This is a genomic window from Shewanella sp. 125m-7 (assembly GCF_052977045.1).
In genome coordinates this window covers 113379-134138 of sequence record NZ_JBRILQ010000004.1, presented here as the reverse complement: position 1 = coordinate 134138, position 20760 = coordinate 113379, and the positions used below count along the sequence as shown (strand labels likewise).

Below are 20760 nucleotides of genomic sequence, written 5' to 3'. Positions count from 1 at the left end.
TAGTGATGTGAATAAATTGTTTCAAAAGATGTGCGATTTGTTTGATCTAATGCGGTTTAGGTGTAATTAATCAATACGCAACAGGGTAAAAGTACGTGATTTAGTGATTATTGATAAAGGAAAGCCTGAGTTTAGGACTGCTCGTGAGGGGGAGATAAGCCTGATAACATTTATGATTTGTATAAAACAGTACACCGTCTACGTTTTTACTGTGTATTCCATTTGAATAACGGAGTCAGTTCCTTGCTTCAAGCGGGTATAGAGAGTCGTAAAATAGTGTTATTGACATCAAAAAACCTTCAATTATAACTGCATAATTAAAGGCTTTGAGTTCAATAACTCATAAAAGACATCATGACTACAACAGATTAATAAGTGTAAAAAACATTTGTTTAGAAAAGCTTTGGCACTAAAATTATCGCCCAAGTTAAGCCGCAAAACGCCAAACTCATAAAGACTGCAGCAGATGCTATGTCTTTTGCTCGACCGCTCAATGGATGGAGTTCATCGCTAATTCTGTCTACTACGGCTTCGATTGCTGAATTTAGAAGTTCAACGATTAACACCATAAATAAACCTAGGATGAGTAAAACGCGCTCTACCGTAGTCACTTCTACCAAGAGTGCAATAGGTAGCATGATGGCTGCTAAGATCAACTCTTGCCTGAACGCAGCCTCGTGTGTCCAAGCGGCCTTCAAACCTTGCATAGAAAAGCCTGTCGCTCTGATAACGCGTTTTATTCCGTGATTATTAGCAGGTTTCATAATATTCCATCATGTACTAAAGCCGATAGATAACAGTATCTTTCGGTTGAGGAGCAAATTTTTACGGAGTATAGCATGATCCCTTTTTGTTTTAATTCATAAAAGCTAATCAAAATAAGACGTGTATCTTGGTTATGTTGTACCGCTGTAGGGCAGTGTTGATTAAATAGAGCTAGGCTTAATCTATGGCGCACATAGGACGTGTGCCACAATGACAAACCGCAAGGAGCGATAATAATGAAAAGCCAAAGTTCTACCTATTTAGTGATCGCAGCGATAGGTCTTTACCTATTTAATTCAATCTTCTCTTATACCTACGCTGTAGATAATCCAACAAAGCAGACAAAAAAACCATCGATTCAGTTGGCCTCTCACTCCACAAAACCAATAGCAAATATCTCAGACTACCTCATTAGTGAAAAGCTTGACGGCGTCAGAGGTTATTGGGACGGTAAAGCGATGTATAGTCGCTCAGGTAGAAGGATTAATTTGCCCACTTGGTTCGCGAAAGGGTTTCCTCATTACCCGTTAGATGGTGAACTATGGAGTCAAAGAGGTCACTTCGAGCAGATCTCAGCCACTGTTAGAAAGTCTAAAGCCACTGAACAGGAGTGGAAAACGATAAAGTTTATGGTATTTGATTTACCTGCAGAACGTTCGTCATTCGCACAGCGTTACGCTAAAGCCATCGATGAGTTAAGTGATAAAAGCCCCTATTTGAATGTGGTAAGCCAATACTCGCTAAATAGTTTACCAGCGCTAGATAAGGCCTTAGATAAGATAATTTCACAAGGCGGTGAGGGCTTAATGTTGCATCATAAAAATGCATTTTATAAAGTCGGACGTAGTCAAGATATCGTGAAGCTAAAACCACACTATGACGCCGAAGCTAAGGTTATCGCTTATAAAGCGGGTAAAGGGCAGTTTAGCGGGATGATGGGGGCTTTAGTGGTTGAAAATGAACAAGGTAAGGTATTTAAGCTTGGTAGTGGTTTTTCTAAGGAAGAACGATTACACCCCCCAGAGATCGGCAGTGTTGTCACCTATAAATATTACGGCTTTACGCAGAATGGAATACCGAGGTTCGCAAGCTTTTTACGTATAAGACAAGCTCAATAATGTGTGTGAGGACAGTTAAGTTACGCTCAAGCAAGCTTATGTACAGAGTCCGTTAATGCACTTAGAACAACATAAATAGCTAATGTAGCGGAGTAATAAATATGGCAGGTGAAAGGTTCGAGAGCTAACGAACCTTTATTACCTGTTTTGCAAAAGGGTCTAGAGAACTTGTAGTACATCTTCCATTGCAAGGCGTGACTTAGGAAGTGCAGCGTTGTAGTCTTCTTCAGAATGATGGTAGCCCATTGCTAACGCGACATCACATTGATACCCACCCAGTTCCTCTTTAAATAGTTCACCAATCAACTCACTATCAACGCCTTCCATAGTCGTTGAGTCAATCCCTAAACGCGCTAGGGTATGTAATGTGTTACCTAAGGCCAAATAGGTTTGCGACTTTGTCCAAGCAGCATTGTGACCGGTTTCATCAGTATTGAGTTCTACGAAAGCAAAAGCGCCGAACGCTTGCTCTCTATCCTCTATCCCCATGCGTCCATCGGTAATACCTTTATCAACAACCTTGGCATAATCTTCGCGTGTGTAGTGAGGGTTGTGAGCAAATAGTACAATATGCGATGCAGCTTTGATATGTGGCTGATTAAATTGAAACTTGTTGGCGAACGTGTCGTGCATGCGCTGCTTAGCCACATCGCTTTCAATCACAATAAATTTCCAAGGTTGTGAGTTGATAGATGACGCTGAAAGATTCATTGCTTGATAAATGACATCAAGATCTGCTTGAGGAATACGCTTTGACGCATCATAGCGTTTTGCAGTGTAACGGCTTTCAAGATCAGCAATAATTGGGTGAGTCATATTCGTATCCTAATGTAGGGCGGTGGAACCATAATCAAAGTTGCCGCTATCCTACCTGTATCTTAGCTATTGAAACACTGGGTTTGAGTTGAATGATTATCAAAATTTTGTTGATAATCAAAATATAAGATTATCTAGCAAGAGATTAATAGGCTTATATAGGTGATTTGATCTGTTACAACAGCTTGGTTTATCGCTTACTATTTGAATATGGTATAGGTCATCGTTAAGGGTACAGATATGAAACACATTTCCTCGGTTCTATTTGTATGTATGGGCATCATCTGCCGTTTACCATCTACTGAAGCGATGTTTCGAGCGAATGCAGCAGGTGTTGCCCCGTTTCTACTTAGGGGCAGATTTTAGTTTTCTATTAAGTTGATAGCTTAGATTTCTTTCGTATAAATTTGCGTGACAAAAGCGTAGGATCCAGTGTTGTGAATCCGACCTTCTTAACTAGATGGATGACTATGTCTACGACCATGGAACAAGCTGATACTCGTGCATTATTAATTTCAATTCGCACTCCGAATACAAAAATAGAAGATATTGATAGATCGTTGGAGGAGTTAGGACGATTAGTTAGCACGCTTGGTTTTACCGTTTTCGCAACGCAAACTCAAAAGCAGAGTTCAACTAAGCGTTTGTCGGTGCTAGGTGAGGGCAAACTCGAAGAGTTAGCGAGAATGACGGGGGAGCTTGATAACGTTGAACAAACAGATTCTTTGGCTAATATTGATGAGCATGGGTTGAACGAATTTTTAATGGAATCGAACACTCAGCAGCATGCCAATGTTGTGGTGTTTGATTGTGAACTCAGTCCAATGCAATTACGTAATGTTGAGAAAGTTTTGGGTGTTGAAGTGTTCGACCGAACCGGCATTATCATTGAAATTTTTAGTCGTCACGCTAATACTCGAACAGCTCGATTACAGGTAGAACTGGCACGGTTAAATTATTTAACCCCAAGACTACGAAGTGAGCATGGGGGAGATCGTGAGCGTCAAAGTGGTCGAGGTGTTGGGGAGAGTCTGTTTGCTACCGAGCGTCGTAAAATTCGTGATAAGCAAGCCGAGCTAAGACGCGAACTTAAAAAAGTTCAGGAAGTGATGCTGGAGCAACGAAGCAGTCGTATCGAAACGCCTTGTGTCGCTTTAGTTGGGTATACCAATGCGGGGAAATCATCCTTGATGCGCGCTTTGACAGGCTCTGATGTATTGGTTGAAGATAAGTTATTTGCTACTTTAGATACCACTGTACGTGCCTTATCACCTGATACTCAACCCAGAATTCTAATCTCGGATACGGTTGGATTTATTAATAAATTACCACATGACTTAATTGCTTCATTTCACTCCACATTAGAGGAAGCGAAAGACGCGACATTACTTTTGTATATAGTGGATGCGAGTGATAAAGATTTTAGAACGCAACTTAAAGTGGTTGATGGTGCATTACAGCAGTTAAAACTTGATACCAATAATCGCTTATTACTACTTAATAAAGTAGATTGCTTAACACAAGTTGAGCAACAAACATTAAGCAGTGAGTACCCGAATGCATTACAAATCTCCACGCGTAATCCAGATGATATCACTTTAGTACATCAAGCCATCCAAGATTTTATCGCACAGCAGATGTGTACAGCTTGCTTTGATATCCCTTATACAGCCAGCGGAATTATGGGCGAGATCCACAGTAAGATGCAGGTCATAGAAGAGGAGTATCATGAAAGTGGCGTGAGATTAACGCTCAAAGCTAATACTGTTGCGCTAGAACGGCTAAATAAAATGCTGCAAAAATAGTAGTAGTGAAATGAGACAATAAAAAAGCACTCGGTGAGTGCTTTTTTAATTAATGGAGTTGTTAGCTGATGATATTAGCTTAAACGCTTACCAGAGCGCTTTAAACGCTCTTGTTCACGTTTAGCTTCTTCTTTCGCTTCTTTTTCAGCTAACATTTTAGCTACTTCAGCTTTTTCAATTTCTGCCATAGCTGGCGTTTCAAGCGATAGTTGACCAATTCTGCCAGCACGGAAATCATGAAGTAGTACTTCAGAGGCTTTGTGCAAATCGATTCGTCCACCTGGGCGCAATGCACCGCGGTTACGGCCGATAGCTTCTAACAGCTCTATATCGGTATCAGGCATTTGCTTGATTTTATAGCGCTCAGCGATTGCTTCAGGGTAAGCCGTTAAGAAATATTCTGCAGCAAACATGGCTACGTCTTCATATTCCATTGCTGTATCTTTAATTGCGCCTGTTACCGCAAGGCGATAACTACTTTTTTCGTTATCAACTTTTGGCCACAAAATACCCGGGGTATCAGATAGTACAATACCATTACGCAAATTAATGCGTTGCTGGGTTTTCGTTACTGCTGGTTCGTTACCGGTTTTGGCAATCATTCTGCCAGCAAGCGTGTTGATAATGGTAGATTTACCGACGTTCGGGATCCCCATAATCATGGTACGGATATCTTTTTCGATTTTGTCGCGGTTTGGCACAAACTTACGGCATAAGTCGGGGATCTTTTTGACTTGTGAAGCTTGCAATGTGGTAATCGCCATTGCTTTTACACCTTGCTCTTGCTCAAGGTATTCAATCCAAGCTTGAGTGGTTTTTGGATCTGCCAAGTCGGACTTATTCAGTAGTTTGATACATGGCTTATCTCCACGGAGTGTTTGCACCATTGGGTTTTCACTACTGTAAGGGATCCTTGCATCCAGCACTTCTATCACCAAATCGACTTGAGGCATAACCTCTTCGATCTCTTTACGTGCCTTGTGCATGTGTCCTGGATACCACTGAATTGCCATGTGTGCGCTCTACTATCAAATTACATAATTAAAGGGATTTTACCTTGTAACGCTTAAGTTTAACAAACAAAAAGCGCCCTAAGGCGCTTATTGGGCACTTATTGAGTGTGAATGAGGCTAAATAACCCCTAATTCTCTTAAACGTTCCATCAGGTAGCTGTCGGCTGTGTATTTATCTGACAATTTGACCTCTGGATTTGGATGCAAAAATAGCGGTAAAGATATTCGTGATTTGGTTTTGTCCATTCCCTCGGGGTTAATGACTCGATGGCTTGTTGACGGAAAATAGCCGCCTGATGCTTCTTGTAACATGTCGCCGATATTAATGATTAAATTACCAAAATCACTGGGTACATCTATCCAATTCCCGTCTTTGAGCTGTACTTGTAATCCAGGCTCATTGGCAGCGGGTAGTACGGTGATTAGGTTGATATCTTCATGAGCTGCAGCGCGAATTGCGCCAGGCTCTTCATGACCAGACATTGGCGGATAGTGCAGTACTCGTAGTAATGTTTTTTGGCTGTTCTCAATCATCTTTGGCAGTGCGATTGAAAATTTTTGCTTTACGTCCGCTGGAGAATATTGTTCTATCCATCCTAGTAACTCAGCAGCTAACGCATTAGCGTTATCATAATACTTGAGAATGTTGTCTCTTAACGAGTCCGGAATGCGGCCCCAAGGATAGATATGAAAATACTCTTTGATGTCTTTTACACTGTGGCCTTTAGCTGTTTCTGAGATTTCTGCAGGAAAGAAGCCATCTTGAGTCTCAGGCTTAAACAGAAATGCCTTTTTCTCTTCAGTATTAAAAAAGGCGTGCCATTCTTGGTAGATATTTTCTACTAGTTTTTTATCAATAGGGTGGTTAGAGAGTACTCCAAAGCCAGTTTCTCGCAGTGAAGCTACAAATTGCTTCGCTGCATCTTTTGCACGGTAATCGATTGTTTCTAATGTCATCTTCATTCTTATTATGATTAAGCCCAAGGCAAGTTTAGCGACGGCAAACAGGTGACGCAAACCTAAGTGAGTTAGAACACAGTGATGATTGTTTAGGCTACAGAAAAGTGTTTCGGTTGGCTGAAATAACTTGCAAGAATTTAATTGCTTAGTCGTTAACACTCTTGGCAAATTATACTAAAAAAATAAATAGCATCTATGGTTGATACTAAGGGAAATATCTCCTCTGGTTGATGTATTGCTCATAATTTACTCCTAGTTAGAAAAGAGCTAAAAACTACGATAAGCTATTTAGATTAGTACGATTGGTATAAGCAGTCTTGAAAGCTTTTACCAAGGTATAAGGTCTATTGTTAGCGTAAACAAACTAAGGTTTAGCTAGCACAAGTTATACACGGCCTAGCGAGAGCAGCCTCTTAAACGAAGATAAGTTAACACTGGTAGAGAGTATTAGATGCGTGAACTAACAGAACTCGAAAAGCATGTAATAGAGCAAAAAGGAACAGAAAGGCCTTTCAGCGGAGAATACAATCAGCACGATACTCAGGGCGTGTATTGCTGTAAAAAGTGTGATTCACCTTTATATCGCTCTGAGAGTAAGTTTAATGCCCATTGTGGTTGGCCAGCTTTTGATGATGAGATAGAGGGAGCGGTTAAGCGAAATATCGATGCAGACGGAATGCGAGTTGAAATAGTCTGTGCCCATTGCGAAGGCCACTTAGGCCATGTATTTGAAGGCGAACGGCTTACGCCAAAGAATATTCGGCATTGTGTCAATTCGGTTTCAATGACGTTCAAGTCAATCGATGAAGCGATTGTAAAAGACTCTGTACCTGAGCTTGCAACTTTCGGAGGCGGCTGTTTTTGGTGCCTTGAAGCTGTTTTTTCCTCGATTAGAGGGGTGAATAAAGTCACTTCTGGTTACGCGGGCGGTGATGCTGCTGATGCCAATTATAAAGCGGTTTGTAGCGGTACAACTGCTCACGCTGAAGTGGTGCAAATTGAATTTGATACCAGCCAAGTCAGCTTTGAAAGTTTACTTGAGGTATTTTGGGTGAGTCATGATCCCACGACACTTAACCGACAGGGAAACGATACTGGGCCGCAATATCGTTCGGTGATCTTTATTCATAACGAGCAACAGGCTTTGGTTGCCAACAATATGATTGCGGATTTAACCAAGGTGGCAGCATGGCCCAATCCGATGGTTACTGAAGTGGTTGCTTATAACGGTTTCTTTGCCGCTGAAAATTATCACAATGATTACTATGAGTTACACGGCGAGCAGCCTTATTGTCAAATGGTAGTAAAGCCCAAAATTGATAAGGTTAAGGCACTTTTTGCTGATAAGTTAAAGTGAGGCTGTGGCCAAACTGTATTTAGTTAGCCAGTTTGCTGATTATAACAAACATAAAAAAGACAGGCACAGCCTGTCTTTTTTGGTTTATTTTTGGATTCAAGCTTAATCGCTAGCGGCTACTTATGAGTCGAGCTTATCGTCAGCCACTTTGTAGTGCGGATCTTCAATCAAATTAACTTCAACAAGATCACCAGCCTTAGCCAGTAGCTCTTTACAGTCGTTGCTCAAGTGACGTAGATGCAGGCGCTTACCTGAACCAACATAACGCTCAGCAAGCGTATCGATGGCATCAAGTGCAGAGTGATCACAAACGCGAGAGTTTTGGAAATCCACTATCACATCTTTTGGATCGCTTTTTGCATCAAACAGATCTAAAAACTCAGCGACCGAACCAAAAAATAGTGGGCCGTTTAGCTTATAGACCTTCCAACCATTTTGATCTTCGCTGATCTCAACATTGATATGCTTTGCGTGTTCCCAAGCAAATACAAGTGCCGACACAATAACACCGACAAATACCGCAAAGGCAAGATCGGTAAATACAGTCACAATGGTCACTAATAAAATAACAAACGCATCATGTTTAGGCACTTTGCGCATGACTTTAAAGCTAGCCCACTCAAATGTACCCAATACCACCATAAACATCACACCCACTAGCGCAGCAAGTGGGATCATTTCAATCAGTGATGAGCCAAATAGGATGAACGCGAGCAGGGCAATAGCGGCAGTAATACCTGATAAGCGTCCACGACCACCAGAATTGATGTTGATCATCGACTGGCCAATCATCGCACAGCCCCCCATAGCGCCGAAGAAGCCACTAGTAATATTACCCACGCCTTGGCCAATACATTCTTTATTACCACGTCCACGAGTGCCGGTCATCTCATCAATAACCGTCAGTGTTAGCAGCGACTCAATCAGGCCTACTGCAGCTAGGATCAGCGAGTAAGGCAAAATGATGTATAGGGTTGCTAAAGTAAACTCAACCGCTGGAATAGAGAAGGTTGGTAGGCTACCTGCAATCGTTGCATTTTCATCACCGCTCATTGCTTTTAGGAAGTCTAAAACCGTGCGGGTATCGAGGTTTAAAAAAGTAACCAGCAAAGTTACAGTTAAAATCGCAGCTAACGACGATGGGATAGCGGTGGTTAGCTTAGGCAAGAATTGAATAATAGCCATTGTTAGTGCGACTAAAGCCAGCATCAGAATCAACTGCTCTTGTGGTAACCAATTCATGACACCATTTGCGTCAGGTGTTTGAAATTGACCTAGTTGAGCGAGGAAGATAACAATCGCTAAGCCATTCACAAAGCCTATCATTACTGGGTAGGGTACGATGCGAATAAATTTACCGAGTTTAAATACACCGGCAGAGACTTGAATCAGACCCGCAAGTACGACGGCAGCAAATAAATATTGCACCCCATGCTCTGCGACTAATGCAACCATTACGACGGCCATGGCACCTGTCGCGCCAGAGATCATACCAGGGCGACCACCAATGACTGCAGTGATTAATCCCATAATAAATGCGGCGTATAAGCCGACCATAGGCTCAACACCTGCAACGAATGCAAATGCAACAGCCTCAGGAACCAATGCTAAGGCTACGGTAAGACCTGAAAGTAAGTCAGCTCTGTGGCTGGCTGTTTTGTGACGAATAAGATCGAACATTTAGCCTCTGTTAAAAAGTTGTTGGGTTGATAAGGTTTAATTGCCGCGAATACTAACAAAGTTGTGGCAGTTTGAACATAAAAAAGCCATGCAAAAATGCATGGCTTTTAGGTAAAACGGTTAACTTAGATTATGTGCGAACTGTTTCTGAATTAGCACTGTTAGCCGTTCTAGGCTTTGCTGTTTCAGCTGCTGCAGATGCATCGTATTGGCGACCTGTAGGGGTCGCAATATTATCTCTGGTTTCAACGGTAGGCTTAGTTGTATCTGACATCACCATAGAACCAAAACGGCTCGTTGCTTTAGCTACCGGTTTAACTTCAGCAGTTTCTACAATAGGCGCTTTTTCTGCAACTGGCGTTTCTACCATTGGTTGCTGAGCAGGTGTAATTGAAGCCGGCTTAGCCATAGGCGCTGATGCTCCTAGTTTAGCTTCAGCTTTGACTTCAGTAGGCGTTGCAACTGGTGCAGCAGCGACAGGCGTTTCAGCTTTAACTTCAGCAGGAGTTATAACCGGTGCCGCAGCTACAGGCGCTTCAGCTTTAACTTCAGTAGGCGTTGCAACTGGTGCAGCAGCTACAGGCGCTTCAGCTTTAACTTCAGCAGGAGTTGCAACTGGTGCAGCAGCTACAGGCGCTTCAGCTTTAACTTCAGTAGGCGTTGCAACTGGTGCAGCAGCTACTGGCACTTCAGCTTTTACTTCAACAGGAGTTATAACAGGTGCTGCTACTGGCGCTTCAGCTTTAACTTCAGCTGGTGTTGCAACAGGTGCAACAGCCTTAGGTTGAACCTGTATTGGCTCTATCGTTGTTTCTTCAACGACAACAACAGGAGCCTGAGTCGCTGCAACGCTGTTTTCAACTTCGTTAGGTACAAAAGCTGGCACAGTTAAACCATCTTCACCATTTTGAGCATCTTCATCACGGCGACGGCGTTGGCCTGCTGCACGTAAATGACGAGGGCTACGACGACTTCGGCGTTGACCTTCACGAGGCTCTCGAGTGTTATCTTCAGTCGAGATTACATCGTCATTTGTTTCAGCAGAAGTTTCTACAGATGTTTCCGCTGCTACTTTTGTTTCTACCGCTATAGGTGCTTCAACGGGTGCTTGAACTGCGTTTTCAGCGTTAACAGTAGCATCAACTTTCTCAACCGCTTCAGCATCAACATTTTCCACTTTAGCTTTTGGCTTACGTGGTTGACGCTTTGGACGTGCAGGCTTGTCATCATTTGATGGCTTGGCTTGCACTGGCGCTTCAGTTGCTACAACTTCAGCTTTTAGCTCTTCTTGCTGTTCATTGTTTACACGTACTTTACGACGCATGTTACGACGCTGGCGACGTTCACGTGCTGCTTCTTGCTTCGGCTGCTCGATAGCTGGAGCTTCAACTTTCGTCTCTTTGCGCGGTTTGTCGTTACGTGGTTGACGTTTGGTTGTCTCTTCAGATGTTGAACGAGTGTCGTTATTTTCGTTACGACTGTTTTTCGTTCTCTTATCTTTAGACTGCTCAGCATCATTGCGCACGTCGGTACGGTTTTCGCTGCGATCGTCATTACGACTGCGGCGAGGGTCGTTACGGCGATTGCTATTACGGCGATTGTTGTTACGGCTTTGATTACGGCTGTCTGTATCTTGCTTTCTAGGTTCAGTTTTTGGCTCTTCTTTACTACCAAATAATGAACTGATTGCCGCAGCAATCTTAGCGAATAAGCTCGGCTCTTCTTTCTTAGGTGCAGCAACAGGCTTAGTTTCTTCTACGGCCGGTTTCTTCGGTGTAGAGTAACCTTTCAATGCTGGCTGAGGTGCCGTAGCTCGTTCAAGTTTACGAGGCTCGTATAGCTTAGCTTCTTCTTTTTCAAGTAGCTTATAGCTAGACTCGCTGATCTCGTCATCTTTACGGTGACGTACTACGCGGTAATCAGGTGTTGTCATGTTTGGATCTGGAATCACATACACTTCAACGTTGTGACGTTTCTCTGTGATACGAATCGCTTTACGCTTTTCGTTCAATAGGAATGCAGCAACATCAACAGGAACAACCGCTTCAATTTGCGACGTGTTCTCTTTAATGGCTTCTTCTTCCATTAGGCGAAGAATAGATAATGCTAAAGATTCTGTACCGCGGATAGTTCCTTGACCATGACAACGTGGGCATAGGTGCGCAGCAGACTCTTCTAAAGAAGGACGTAGACGTTGGCGTGACATTTCCATCAAACCAAAACGTGAAATACGGCCTAACTGTACGCGTGCACGGTCGTGATGAACCGCATCTTGCATACGCTTTTCAACTTCACGTTGATGGCGTACAGGCGTCATGTCGATGAAGTCGATAACGACCAAACCACCCAAATCACGTAGACGTAATTGACGTGCAATTTCATCAGCGGCTTCTAAGTTAGTGTTTAGTGCCGTTTCCTCAATATCGCCGCCTTTTGTCGCACGCGCCGAGTTAATATCGATAGACGTTAGCGCTTCTGTTGGATCGATAACGATTGAACCACCAGATGGTAGACGTACTTCACGTTGGAACGCAGATTCAATTTGCGTTTCAATTTGATAGTGAGTAAACAGTGGTACTTCGGCATCGTAGCGTTTAATACGCTCTACAAAGTCAGGACGAACAAGAGAAACGTGTTCTTTTGCTTGTTCGTAAATGCGTGGGTGGTCGATTAGGATCTCACCAACATCGCGGCGTAAATAGTCACGAATAGCACGCACAATCACGTTACTTTCTTGATGGATTAAGAAAGGTGCTGGTGCACTTTCGGCAGCTTCTTTAATCGCTAGCCAGTGATGTTGTAGAACCTTTAGGTCCCACTTTAGCTCTGCTGGATCTTTACCAACACCAGCGGTGCGTACGATAAGACCCATGCCTTGTGGTACTTCAAGCTCAGCAAGTGCAGCTTTAAGTTCTGTACGCTCATCACCTTCGATACGACGTGAAATACCGCCTGCACGAGGGTTGTTTGGCATTAATACTAGGTAAGAACCCGCTAGGCTGATAAAGGTTGTAAGAGCAGCGCCTTTGTTGCCGCGCTCTTCTTTATCAATTTGAATAATAACTTCCTGGCCTTCTTTGATGACTTCCTTAATGCTTGGACGCCCTTGGAAAGAGTAACCTTTAGGAAAGTATTCGCGAGCGATTTCTTTAAGAGGAAGGAAGCCGTGACGTTCAGCACCATAATCAACGAAAGCCGCTTCAAGAGACGGTTCTACTCGTGTGATTGTGCCTTTATAAATATTGGCTTTCTTTTGTTCATGACCTGGGCTTTCAATATCCAAATCATACAGTTGTTGCCCATCAACAAGGGCAACACGCAACTCTTCAGATTGAGTCGCATTGATTAACATCCGTTTCATGATGACGTAATTCTTCTATATAAAGGTCACCAGACGATACAAATTTCACTGCATTACGGGCCTAGGATTAAAAAACAAAACCTCACGGTCAGTCTCTAGGCAAGGTGCGCATTGCTGTTAGACGCATTCGCTGCGTGTCGCATCCTATTTATGGCTTATTTTTTTATGTTTACAAAAAACAAGGAATTCGTCGTTAAATGTCAACCAACCCCATAAATTCTTAAAATACTTTCCAGTAATGCCAATTCGAAATGGTAACGTCTGACGACGAGTTAAAATTATTCTTCGAAATTGGGCGTTTCAGTTGAGAAACCAGTTGTAAGTTGGGTTTTCGATTTGATTTAGTCGTGAAGGCGCATGTACTGGCCTTTTTATTGATACAACGACCTGTAAATCAATGATTTACTATCAAGCTCCAAACATTTTTAGTCTCAATCTGTAACGTAACGCTAGGCTGATTTGTGGATACTCTATCCACTGGTTATCACCGTTCGCGAGGGAAATATAGCAATTATAGATAAAATCAGCAAATGGAAAGGCACAATTCTTTTCAGTTGTTGTACAATGCGTGGTAACGAAACACATAACGGCGCACCATGAATACTCCATCTCCAAAAGCACAAGTTCAAATGGTTACGATTGATGAAGACCACCTTGGACAACGTATCGATAATTTTCTTCTGACAAAACTTAAAGGCGTGCCTAAAAGTATGATCTATCGGATCGTGCGCAAAGGTGAAGTGAGAGTGAATAAAAAGCGTATCAAGCCTGAGTACAAATTAGCTGATGGCGACGTTGTGCGTATTCCTCCTGTCAGAGTGTCTGAAAGTGAAGGCCGTCCAGGCCCGTCAGCTAAGTTAACAAAAGTGTCGCAGCTTGAAGAGCGGATTTTATTTGAAGATAAATATCTTATTGTGCTGAATAAGCCGTCTGGTATAGCCGTTCATGGTGGTAGTGGTGTTGAGTTTGGCGTGATTGAAGCGATGCGATCGTTACGTACACAGCAAAAGTTTTTAGAATTAGTACATCGACTCGATAAAGAAACATCGGGCGTATTGCTGATTGCTAAAAAGCGCAGTGCACTAAGACATCTTCACGATCAACTCAGATATAAGAAGATGCAAAAGGATTACGTTGCGTTAGTTAGAGGTGAGTGGCAAGCTCATGATAAAGTGATTAAAGCACCTTTATTAAAGCTAACACTTAAATCTGGTGAGCGTATTGTTAGAGTCAATAAAGAGGGTAAAGAGTCTGAAACTCGCTTTAAGATCATGCAGCGTTATAGCGATTCGACCTTAGTACAAGCAAGTCCAGTCACGGGACGTACTCATCAAATTCGTGTGCATTGCCAATTTGCTGGTCACCCTATCGCTTGTGATGAAAAGTACAGTGAACAAAAGTTTGATGACTCGATGCGTGCGCAAGGGTTGAACAGACTCTTTTTACATGCGGCACAATTAAAGTTTACTCATCCAGAAACGGAAGAAGTGATGCAAGTTAAAGCGCCACTTGACTCAATACTCGAATCAACCTTAAAGAAGTTAAAGAAAGTATGAAGCCTTACGAATTAGTCATCTTTGATTGGGATGGAACCTTAATGGACTCCATTAGTAAAATTGTTACTTGCATGCAGCAAATGGCAGAGTCGTTATCTTTACATAGCCCATCTGAACTAGCGGTGCGAGATGTGATCGGTTTATCGATGGAGGAAGCGTTAAAAAGCTTGTACCCAAAGATGCCATCACTTGATTTTCAGCCGATGATTAATTCGTATAAAGAGCATTATTTAACGCTTAATACCACGCCTAGCCCATTGTTTGATGGCAGTAAAGCCCTAATTCATGAGCTACGAAGTATGGATTACCGTTTAGCTGTTGCTACCGGCAAAGGCCGTAATGGCTTAAATCGAGTATTAAGTGAAACAGGATTAGGGCGTCATTTTGAGTCAAGCCGTTGTGCAGATGAATCAAAGAGTAAACCTAATCCCGATATGATCCACGAGCTACTCGAGGAGCTAAAAGTCATGCCGAGTAAAGCCATTATGGTGGGCGACTCGTTGCATGACCTTAATATGGCGAATAATGCCGGGATTGACGCTGTTGGTGTGAGTTACGGTGCGCACAGTGAGTCAAAGCTATTGTTAGCAAAGCCTAAAGCTATTATTCACCACCCTATAGAACTTCTTGGTGTGCTCACAAAATAACAAAATAACAAAGTGAGAAAGTTTAGGCCATTACTGCTCAACAATTCGGTTTTGCTTATGTTTAAACATTTCATTATCAGCGTGGCTAATGAGCGACGACAATTGGGCTGAATTATCACTTACTAAGTGTAACCCTATGCTGACACTGATATTAATAGCAAACCCATCAACGACTATTTGGGTGCAAAGTGCTTGTTGTAGCTGTTTGCGTAGCCGATACAATAAACTTTGATACCCAAATGGATGTGCTTCGTAAGCAAAAGTTTTAATCAATACAAATTCATCGCCACCAATGCGTGCAATAGTGTCACCCTGACAACAGGCTTTCGTCAATATTGTGGCGACTTCTTTTAATGCGAGATCGCCTATTCGGTGGCCATAGTTATCATTAATCGACTTAAAGTCATCGATATCTAAATAGACAATTACCGCCTTTTTATTAGTCTCACCTTCAATTGCGAATTGCTCAAATTGGTTGAACAAAGAACGACGATTTACCAGGCCTGTTAAACTGTCATGGTTGGCTAAATGTTTAAGTTTGTTTTTGGCATGCTCAAGCTCGGTGATGTTATGTGCCGATACAATAGAGCCTTTTATTTTACCGTTAGCGCCGTAGTATGGGTTGTGGTGCACATCGAGAAAGATAGGTCTTTCTAGATGGGGAGGGTGGATCCACACTTGGGTTTTTATTTGCTCGCCTGAAAAGCTGCGATTGAGCAGGGGTTTTAGCTGATTTTCAAATACGCTTAGTCCATGAAGTTCTACGACAGTTTTACCTATAATCTCTTGCTGCGATAGGTTAAATAATGACTCATACCCCTTAGATACAACACGATAGATATAATCAGTATCAACGAAAGACATATATTGCTCTGAAGAGGTTATTATCTCTTGGTGTTGTTCGAGTTCTTGAGTGATTATGTGGCGGTGGTATTCAACGCCGAACCGCTGAGCCAATAAGCGGAAAAACGCATTTGATTTTGTGTTCTCAATCTGGGGGCGATGATCTAGGACGAAAATATGCCCTAGTACTTGGCCTGACTCATTTAATATTTTTTCCGCTTGATAGCTATCTGCACCTAATGTTTTGATGAGATCAAAGTCTGGAAATCGATTTTGGAGATCATTGTTAAAGATAAGGTGACACTTATTCACTTCGTCATAGACTTGCTCACAAGGGGAGCCTTTCAGCTCAAATTCAAAACTTGGTAAACTCTTGTTGCCATCGCAAAACGCAATGACTTCTCCGAAACCAACTCGACTCGACGGGCGCGCAAAACCTGCCCAACGACACTGAGTCACTAAGGCCAATGCACTTAGTGCCCGAGTAAAGAAGCGTTCATCTGTACAAGGCGCAGCAAGCAGGGCTAGCGCTTCTTCAATGTTTGTCATTATCCTTTCTCAACCGTTACGCCACCGTAAATTCCATTAATATGTACTGAGTATGTATAAGCGATGAAAACTTGTATGACTCAGTGAACACGCGGTGGCGACTATTCCAATTAGGTAGCTATATTTTAGTCGAGGCTCGGTAATCGCGCTGTTTATTTGACCAGTAAAGTGGGGTGACAAGGGATTTTAAAGTACATCAATGCCTTGTAGGTGAAGTAAATCTATTAATGAAATAAGTGGTAAGCCGACGAGTGTGTTTGGATCCTTACCCTCTAAGCGTTCGAATAGTGAAATCCCGAGGCCCTCACTCTTAAAGCTCCCTGCGCAATATAAAGGTTGTTCTATCTGCACATAACGACAAATCTGCTGCTCTGTTAAGTCTCTGAAATGAACCACAAACGGTTCAACGATGGCTTCAACGTGTCCGCTCAGGCCATTATGCACAGCAAGACCTGTATAAAAGGTGATTGATTTTCCGCTGGCTGCAGTGAGTTGTTCAATGGCTTTTTCTGAAGTAAGAGGTTTGCCAATAATCTTATCGTCAATTACCGCGACTTGATCTGAACCGATCACTATGCTGTTAGGGTGTTGTTTTACACCTGCTGCCGCTTTTTGTTTTGCTAAACGTAGCACCAATTCAGTGGGCGACTCATTATCTAATGCTGTTTCGTCAACATCGGGAGCACATGACGTAAAGTCTAATGCGAGCTTTTGTAATAGTTGCTGGCGAAATGGAGAGGTAGAAGCAAGAACAATTTTTGCTGGCATATATAACCTGGTCGTTTAGTCACGCTCTTTATGTTGCGGCGTGCAGAGTGATTGAATCGGCATTTTACTCGATTCACTAAGGATTGTCGGCATGACGTTAGCATCAAATTGACTTTAGTCGGCCTTTTACTCCAGTATTTTTTTCGATGGTGCTCGGTGTTCTAGAAAGGGAAGTGATTGCTAAATTGCAACATGTCATTTTGCACTGTACATCAAGGGCAAGCATACTGAAAAAAATCGCAACCGACTACCGACTACCGACTACTGACTTTAGGCTTTAGGCTATATCGATTTAACAGTAGCAACCAAGCTGTTGCACTTTGATTCTTGCTATAATATGTCTAAGTACTAATTAGCTTTAAGCACTTTAGATGTCTTTAAACGACTCGTATAGATAAGTTTGATAGTAAATTATGACGTGCCGGTGGGTGCTTTTTGTGCATTTAAAGCTAGGGAGGGTGTTGTTGAAGTATACTGAACTCATCGATGGCTTAGTTTTTTAGATAATTCTTTATCTTTGCTTTTGTTAAACTGGCGACGAAAAACACAAAGGGGGGCGTTGTTTGTGGCCCGCTTTATTAACAGCATCACAAAAATAGAATCACTCGCTTGAATTACGAACACTTAAGCGCGTTTATGAATGAAATATAATGTCATGGTTGCTTTGTTTCTTGTACAATGCGGTTACCTAACAACTCACTTAGCTGAATCAAACAGCTGTTAATGACCTTGAATGTATTAAGGGTGTTGACTTCTGCTAAAATTCACCTAAAATGCGCGCCTTATGCAAACAGTAAAGATACCGGTTTCAATTGATCCCGTTCGCGCTGCCAGTAGTCAACTTTCCTATGAAGGTTTGGTGCCTGGTAAGCAGTTAAAGCGATTAAATGAATTATGTGCCGGCGACTGTTCTGATGTGGCAGTGTCGCTTGAATGTGGCGTAGATATACAGGGGATAGTCTACCTTAACGGGAAGGCTGTGACGGAGCTCACTCTGGATTGTCAACGTTGTATGACACTATTTACCACTGAGGTTACGGTCGAGTTTAGTTTTGGTCTTTGTAAGACTGAAACCGAAATCGATGAGCTCCCGGATGCGTATGAGCCTATTGAGTGCAATGAAATTGGCGAAATTCGTCTGCATCAATTGATCGAAGATGAATTGATAGTCGCTATGCCTTTGATTGCCATGCATGAGAATGAAAGTTGTCATCTAGGTAAGCAAGATATAGTCGTAGGCGAGATCGAACCCGCTCAAGAGGAGCGTCCAAATCCGTTTGCAGTGTTAGAAAAACTGAAGAGCAAGTAATCTAGGAGACAGGGCCAATGGCTGTACAACAGAATAAAAAATCTCGTTCAAAGCGCGGTATGCGTCGTTCACACGATTCTTTGGGCACAGCTCAATTATCTGTGGATGCAACGAGTGGTGAACTTCACCGTCGTCACAACGTGACTGCGGACGGTTTCTACCGTGGTCAAAAGGTTATCAACAAGTAATTTGTTGAGACCCTTATGACAAATCTGACGCTTGCGTTAGATGCGATGGGGGGCGACTTTGGTCCCCGCATCACAGTGCCTGCAACTTTGCAGGCACTTCGCTTAAACCCCCTCCTAAAAATCGTACTAGTTGGCGACAAGTCCCAAATAGACGAGCATTTAGTATCTGCCGAGCCGGCAATAAAAAATCGCATCGAAATAAAACATACGACAGAGATAGTCGCTATGTCAGATCGACCTGTGCATGCCCTAAGAAACCGCAAGCAAAGCTCAATGCGTTTGGCAATAGAGTTGGTGCGTGATGGCAAGGCACAAGCATGCCTGAGTGCAGGCAATACCGGTGCGTTAATGGCGATGTCTAAAGTGTTGCTTAAGACCTTACCTGGTATCGATCGCCCAGCATTAGTTACGTGTTTACCTGCGGTAAATAATACCCCAGTATATTTGCTAGACTTAGGCGCAAACATATCATGTGATTCTGAAACCTTATTTCAATTTGCTGTGATGGGCTCAGTACTCAGTGAGACGGTTGACAAAACGGTCTTACCCAAAGTGGCTTTACTCAATGTCGGCATCGAAGAAATTAAAGGCAATGATCAGGTGCAACAGGCTGGTCAGTTACTGCAACAAATTCCTCAAATAAACTATACCGGTTTTATTGAGGGCGATGAGATCTACTCTGGCAATGTGGACGTGATCGTGTGTGATGGTTTTGTGGGTAATATTACTTTGAAAACCTCAGAGGGTATTGCTCGTTTACTGGTCCATCAGCTTAAGAAGGCGCTTGGAGAAGGCTTTTTTGTTCGGCTGCTTGCTAAAATCATCGCGCCACGTATACGATCTTTGTTAAATCAGATGAACCCCGACCACTATAATGGCGCAAGTCTGATAGGATTGCGCGGAATTGTAGTAAAAAGTCATGGGTGCGCAGATGAAGCTGCTTTTTTACAAGCAATTACTTTGGCAGTAACCGAAGCGCAACGTCGACTCCCACAGATGATTGAAGATCGTCTTGAGTCGATTCTTTTAGACATTAATAGCTGATAAATTCCTTATGTATACAAAAATTCTTGGTACTGGCAGTTATCTGCCGGTGCAGGTGCGTAGTAATCTCGATCTTGAAAAGATGGTTGAGACGACAGATCAATGGATCGTTGAGCGCACTGGTATTTCAGAACGTAGAATCGCAGCAGCAGATGAAACTGTTGCTACCATGGGATATCAAGCTGCATTAAAAGCCATTGAAATGGCTGGTATTGATGCAACTGAAATCGACATGATCGTGTGTGGTACAACGAGTGCGAGTAATGCATTCCCTGCGGCGGCATGTGAAATACAAGCCTTGCTAGGTATCCATACCATTCCTGCATTTGATATCGCAGCAGCCTGTTCAGGCTTTGTCTATGCGTTATCTATTGCCGATCAGTATGTGAAGTCGGGCGCCGCTAAGAATGTGTTAGTGATAGGTGCTGACGTGCTTTCACGTTTGTGTGAGCCAGAAGACCGTTCAACCATTATTTTGTTTGGTGACGGTGCTGGTGCTGCAGTTGTGGGTGCATCAACTGAGCCAGGGATCATTTCAACACATATTTTTGCCGATGGCCGTCATGGTGATTTGCTAAAGTGCTCGATCCCGCCACGTAAGGGGGAAACCTCTGAAGCGGTTGGTTATATGACGATGAAAGGCAATGATGTCTTCAAAGTTGCAGTGACGCAATTGTCTCATGTGGTGACTGAAACATTACGTCACAATAATATTGATAAGTCAGAGATTGACTGGCTGGTGCCGCATCAAGCTAACTTTAGAATTATTAAAGCAACAGCAAAGAAGCTTGATATGAGTTTAGATAAAGTGGTGCTAACGTTAGCTAAACACGGAAATACGTCTGCAGCATCAGTGCCAATTGCACTCGATGAAGCGGTTAGAGATGGACGTATTCAACGTGGTCAAATGATACTACTAGAAGCCTTTGGTGCAGGATTTGCCTGGGGAAGTGCTTTAGTTCGTTTTTAATTATCGTCTTG

At 42.7% G+C, this 20760-nt stretch carries 17 protein-coding genes; 9 read left to right on the top strand and 8 right to left on the bottom strand.

Annotation, left to right across the window (positions count from 1 at the left end; genetic code table 11):
• Positions 1–392 precede the first annotated feature (392 nt).
• On the bottom strand, positions 393–764 hold the full coding sequence (locus ACVBIL_RS03160) for a diacylglycerol kinase (protein ID WP_447165539.1): 372 nt from the start codon (positions 762–764) through the stop codon (positions 393–395).
• A gap of 237 nt (positions 765–1001) precedes the next feature.
• Between ACVBIL_RS03160 and ACVBIL_RS03155 the strand changes: the two genes are divergently transcribed.
• Positions 1002–1883, top strand: a complete 882-nt coding sequence (locus tag ACVBIL_RS03155) for a DNA ligase (protein ID WP_447165538.1) — start codon at positions 1002–1004, stop codon at positions 1881–1883.
• Positions 1884–2042: 159 nt separating this feature from the next.
• Here ACVBIL_RS03155 and ACVBIL_RS03150 read toward each other — a convergent pair whose 3' ends face one another.
• Complete coding sequence (locus tag ACVBIL_RS03150) at positions 2043–2699, bottom strand: NAD(P)H-dependent oxidoreductase (RefSeq protein WP_447165537.1); 657 nt, start codon at positions 2697–2699, stop codon at positions 2043–2045.
• A 470-nt stretch (positions 2700–3169) separates the two neighbouring features.
• On the opposite strand from ACVBIL_RS03150, the gene hflX reads away from it, so the two are divergent.
• A complete protein-coding gene (gene hflX, locus ACVBIL_RS03145) occupies positions 3170–4504 on the top strand; it encodes a GTPase HflX (protein WP_447165536.1) in 1335 nt (444 codons plus the stop codon).
• A gap of 74 nt (positions 4505–4578) precedes the next feature.
• Here the strand turns inward: hflX and ylqF are convergent, their stop codons facing one another.
• Both ylqF and ACVBIL_RS03135 read right to left on the bottom strand, forming a co-directional pair.
• Entirely contained in the window at positions 4579–5517 is a 939-nt protein-coding gene (ylqF, locus tag ACVBIL_RS03140; RefSeq protein WP_447165535.1) for a ribosome biogenesis GTPase YlqF, read from the bottom strand.
• 117 nt (positions 5518–5634) lie between these two features.
• On the bottom strand, positions 5635–6474 hold the full coding sequence (locus tag ACVBIL_RS03135; RefSeq protein ID WP_447165534.1) for an isopenicillin N synthase family dioxygenase: 840 nt from the start codon (positions 6472–6474) through the stop codon (positions 5635–5637).
• Positions 6475–6928: 454 nt separating this feature from the next.
• Between ACVBIL_RS03135 and ACVBIL_RS03130 the strand changes: the two genes are divergently transcribed.
• Complete coding sequence (locus ACVBIL_RS03130; protein ID WP_447165533.1) at positions 6929–7834, top strand: bifunctional methionine sulfoxide reductase B/A protein; 906 nt, start codon at positions 6929–6931, stop codon at positions 7832–7834.
• Between the two features lie 120 nt (positions 7835–7954).
• Here ACVBIL_RS03130 and ACVBIL_RS03125 read toward each other — a convergent pair whose 3' ends face one another.
• Entirely contained in the window at positions 7955–9514 is a 1560-nt protein-coding gene (locus tag ACVBIL_RS03125) for a SulP family inorganic anion transporter (RefSeq protein ID WP_447165532.1), read from the bottom strand.
• 130 nt (positions 9515–9644) lie between these two features.
• The gene (gene rne / locus ACVBIL_RS03120) at positions 9645–12875 is read right to left on the bottom strand and encodes a ribonuclease E (RefSeq protein ID WP_447165531.1); all 3231 of its coding nucleotides are present in this window, start codon (positions 12873–12875) and stop codon (positions 9645–9647) included.
• A gap of 596 nt (positions 12876–13471) precedes the next feature.
• Between rne and rluC the strand changes: the two genes are divergently transcribed.
• The gene (gene rluC, locus ACVBIL_RS03115) at positions 13472–14431 is read left to right on the top strand and encodes a 23S rRNA pseudouridine(955/2504/2580) synthase RluC (protein WP_447165530.1); all 960 of its coding nucleotides are present in this window, start codon (positions 13472–13474) and stop codon (positions 14429–14431) included.
• Positions 14428–15078, top strand: a complete 651-nt coding sequence (locus tag ACVBIL_RS03110) for an HAD-IA family hydrolase (protein ID WP_447165529.1) — start codon at positions 14428–14430, stop codon at positions 15076–15078. Before rluC ends, ACVBIL_RS03110 begins: the two co-directional genes overlap by 4 nt.
• A 30-nt stretch (positions 15079–15108) precedes the next feature.
• Here the strand turns inward: ACVBIL_RS03110 and ACVBIL_RS03105 are convergent, their stop codons facing one another.
• Together ACVBIL_RS03105 and ACVBIL_RS03100 are read right to left on the bottom strand one after the other, a co-directional pair.
• A complete protein-coding gene (locus ACVBIL_RS03105; protein ID WP_447165528.1) occupies positions 15109–16470 on the bottom strand; it encodes a diguanylate cyclase in 1362 nt (453 codons plus the stop codon).
• A gap of 186 nt (positions 16471–16656) precedes the next feature.
• Positions 16657–17238, bottom strand: a complete 582-nt coding sequence (locus ACVBIL_RS03100; RefSeq protein WP_447165527.1) for a Maf family protein — start codon at positions 17236–17238, stop codon at positions 16657–16659.
• A 784-nt stretch (positions 17239–18022) separates the two neighbouring features.
• On the opposite strand from ACVBIL_RS03100, the gene yceD reads away from it, so the two are divergent.
• From yceD to ACVBIL_RS03080, 4 genes are read left to right on the top strand one after another with little or no spacing between them, the layout of a single operon-like run.
• Positions 18023–18547: a 23S rRNA accumulation protein YceD gene (yceD, locus tag ACVBIL_RS03095; RefSeq protein WP_447165526.1), complete on the top strand. Its 525-nt coding sequence runs from the start codon at positions 18023–18025 to the stop codon at positions 18545–18547.
• A 17-nt stretch (positions 18548–18564) separates the two neighbouring features.
• Positions 18565–18735, top strand: coding sequence for a 50S ribosomal protein L32 (rpmF, locus tag ACVBIL_RS03090; RefSeq protein ID WP_012276873.1), 171 nt, complete (start codon positions 18565–18567; stop codon positions 18733–18735).
• A 15-nt stretch (positions 18736–18750) separates the two neighbouring features.
• Entirely contained in the window at positions 18751–19779 is a 1029-nt protein-coding gene (gene plsX, locus ACVBIL_RS03085; RefSeq protein WP_447165525.1) for a phosphate acyltransferase PlsX, read from the top strand.
• Between the two features lie 10 nt (positions 19780–19789).
• Positions 19790–20749 carry a beta-ketoacyl-ACP synthase III gene (locus ACVBIL_RS03080; protein ID WP_447165524.1) on the top strand — a complete coding sequence of 320 codons (960 nt, stop codon included), beginning with the start codon at positions 19790–19792 and terminating at the stop codon, positions 20747–20749.
• Positions 20750–20760: the final 11 nt, after the last annotated feature.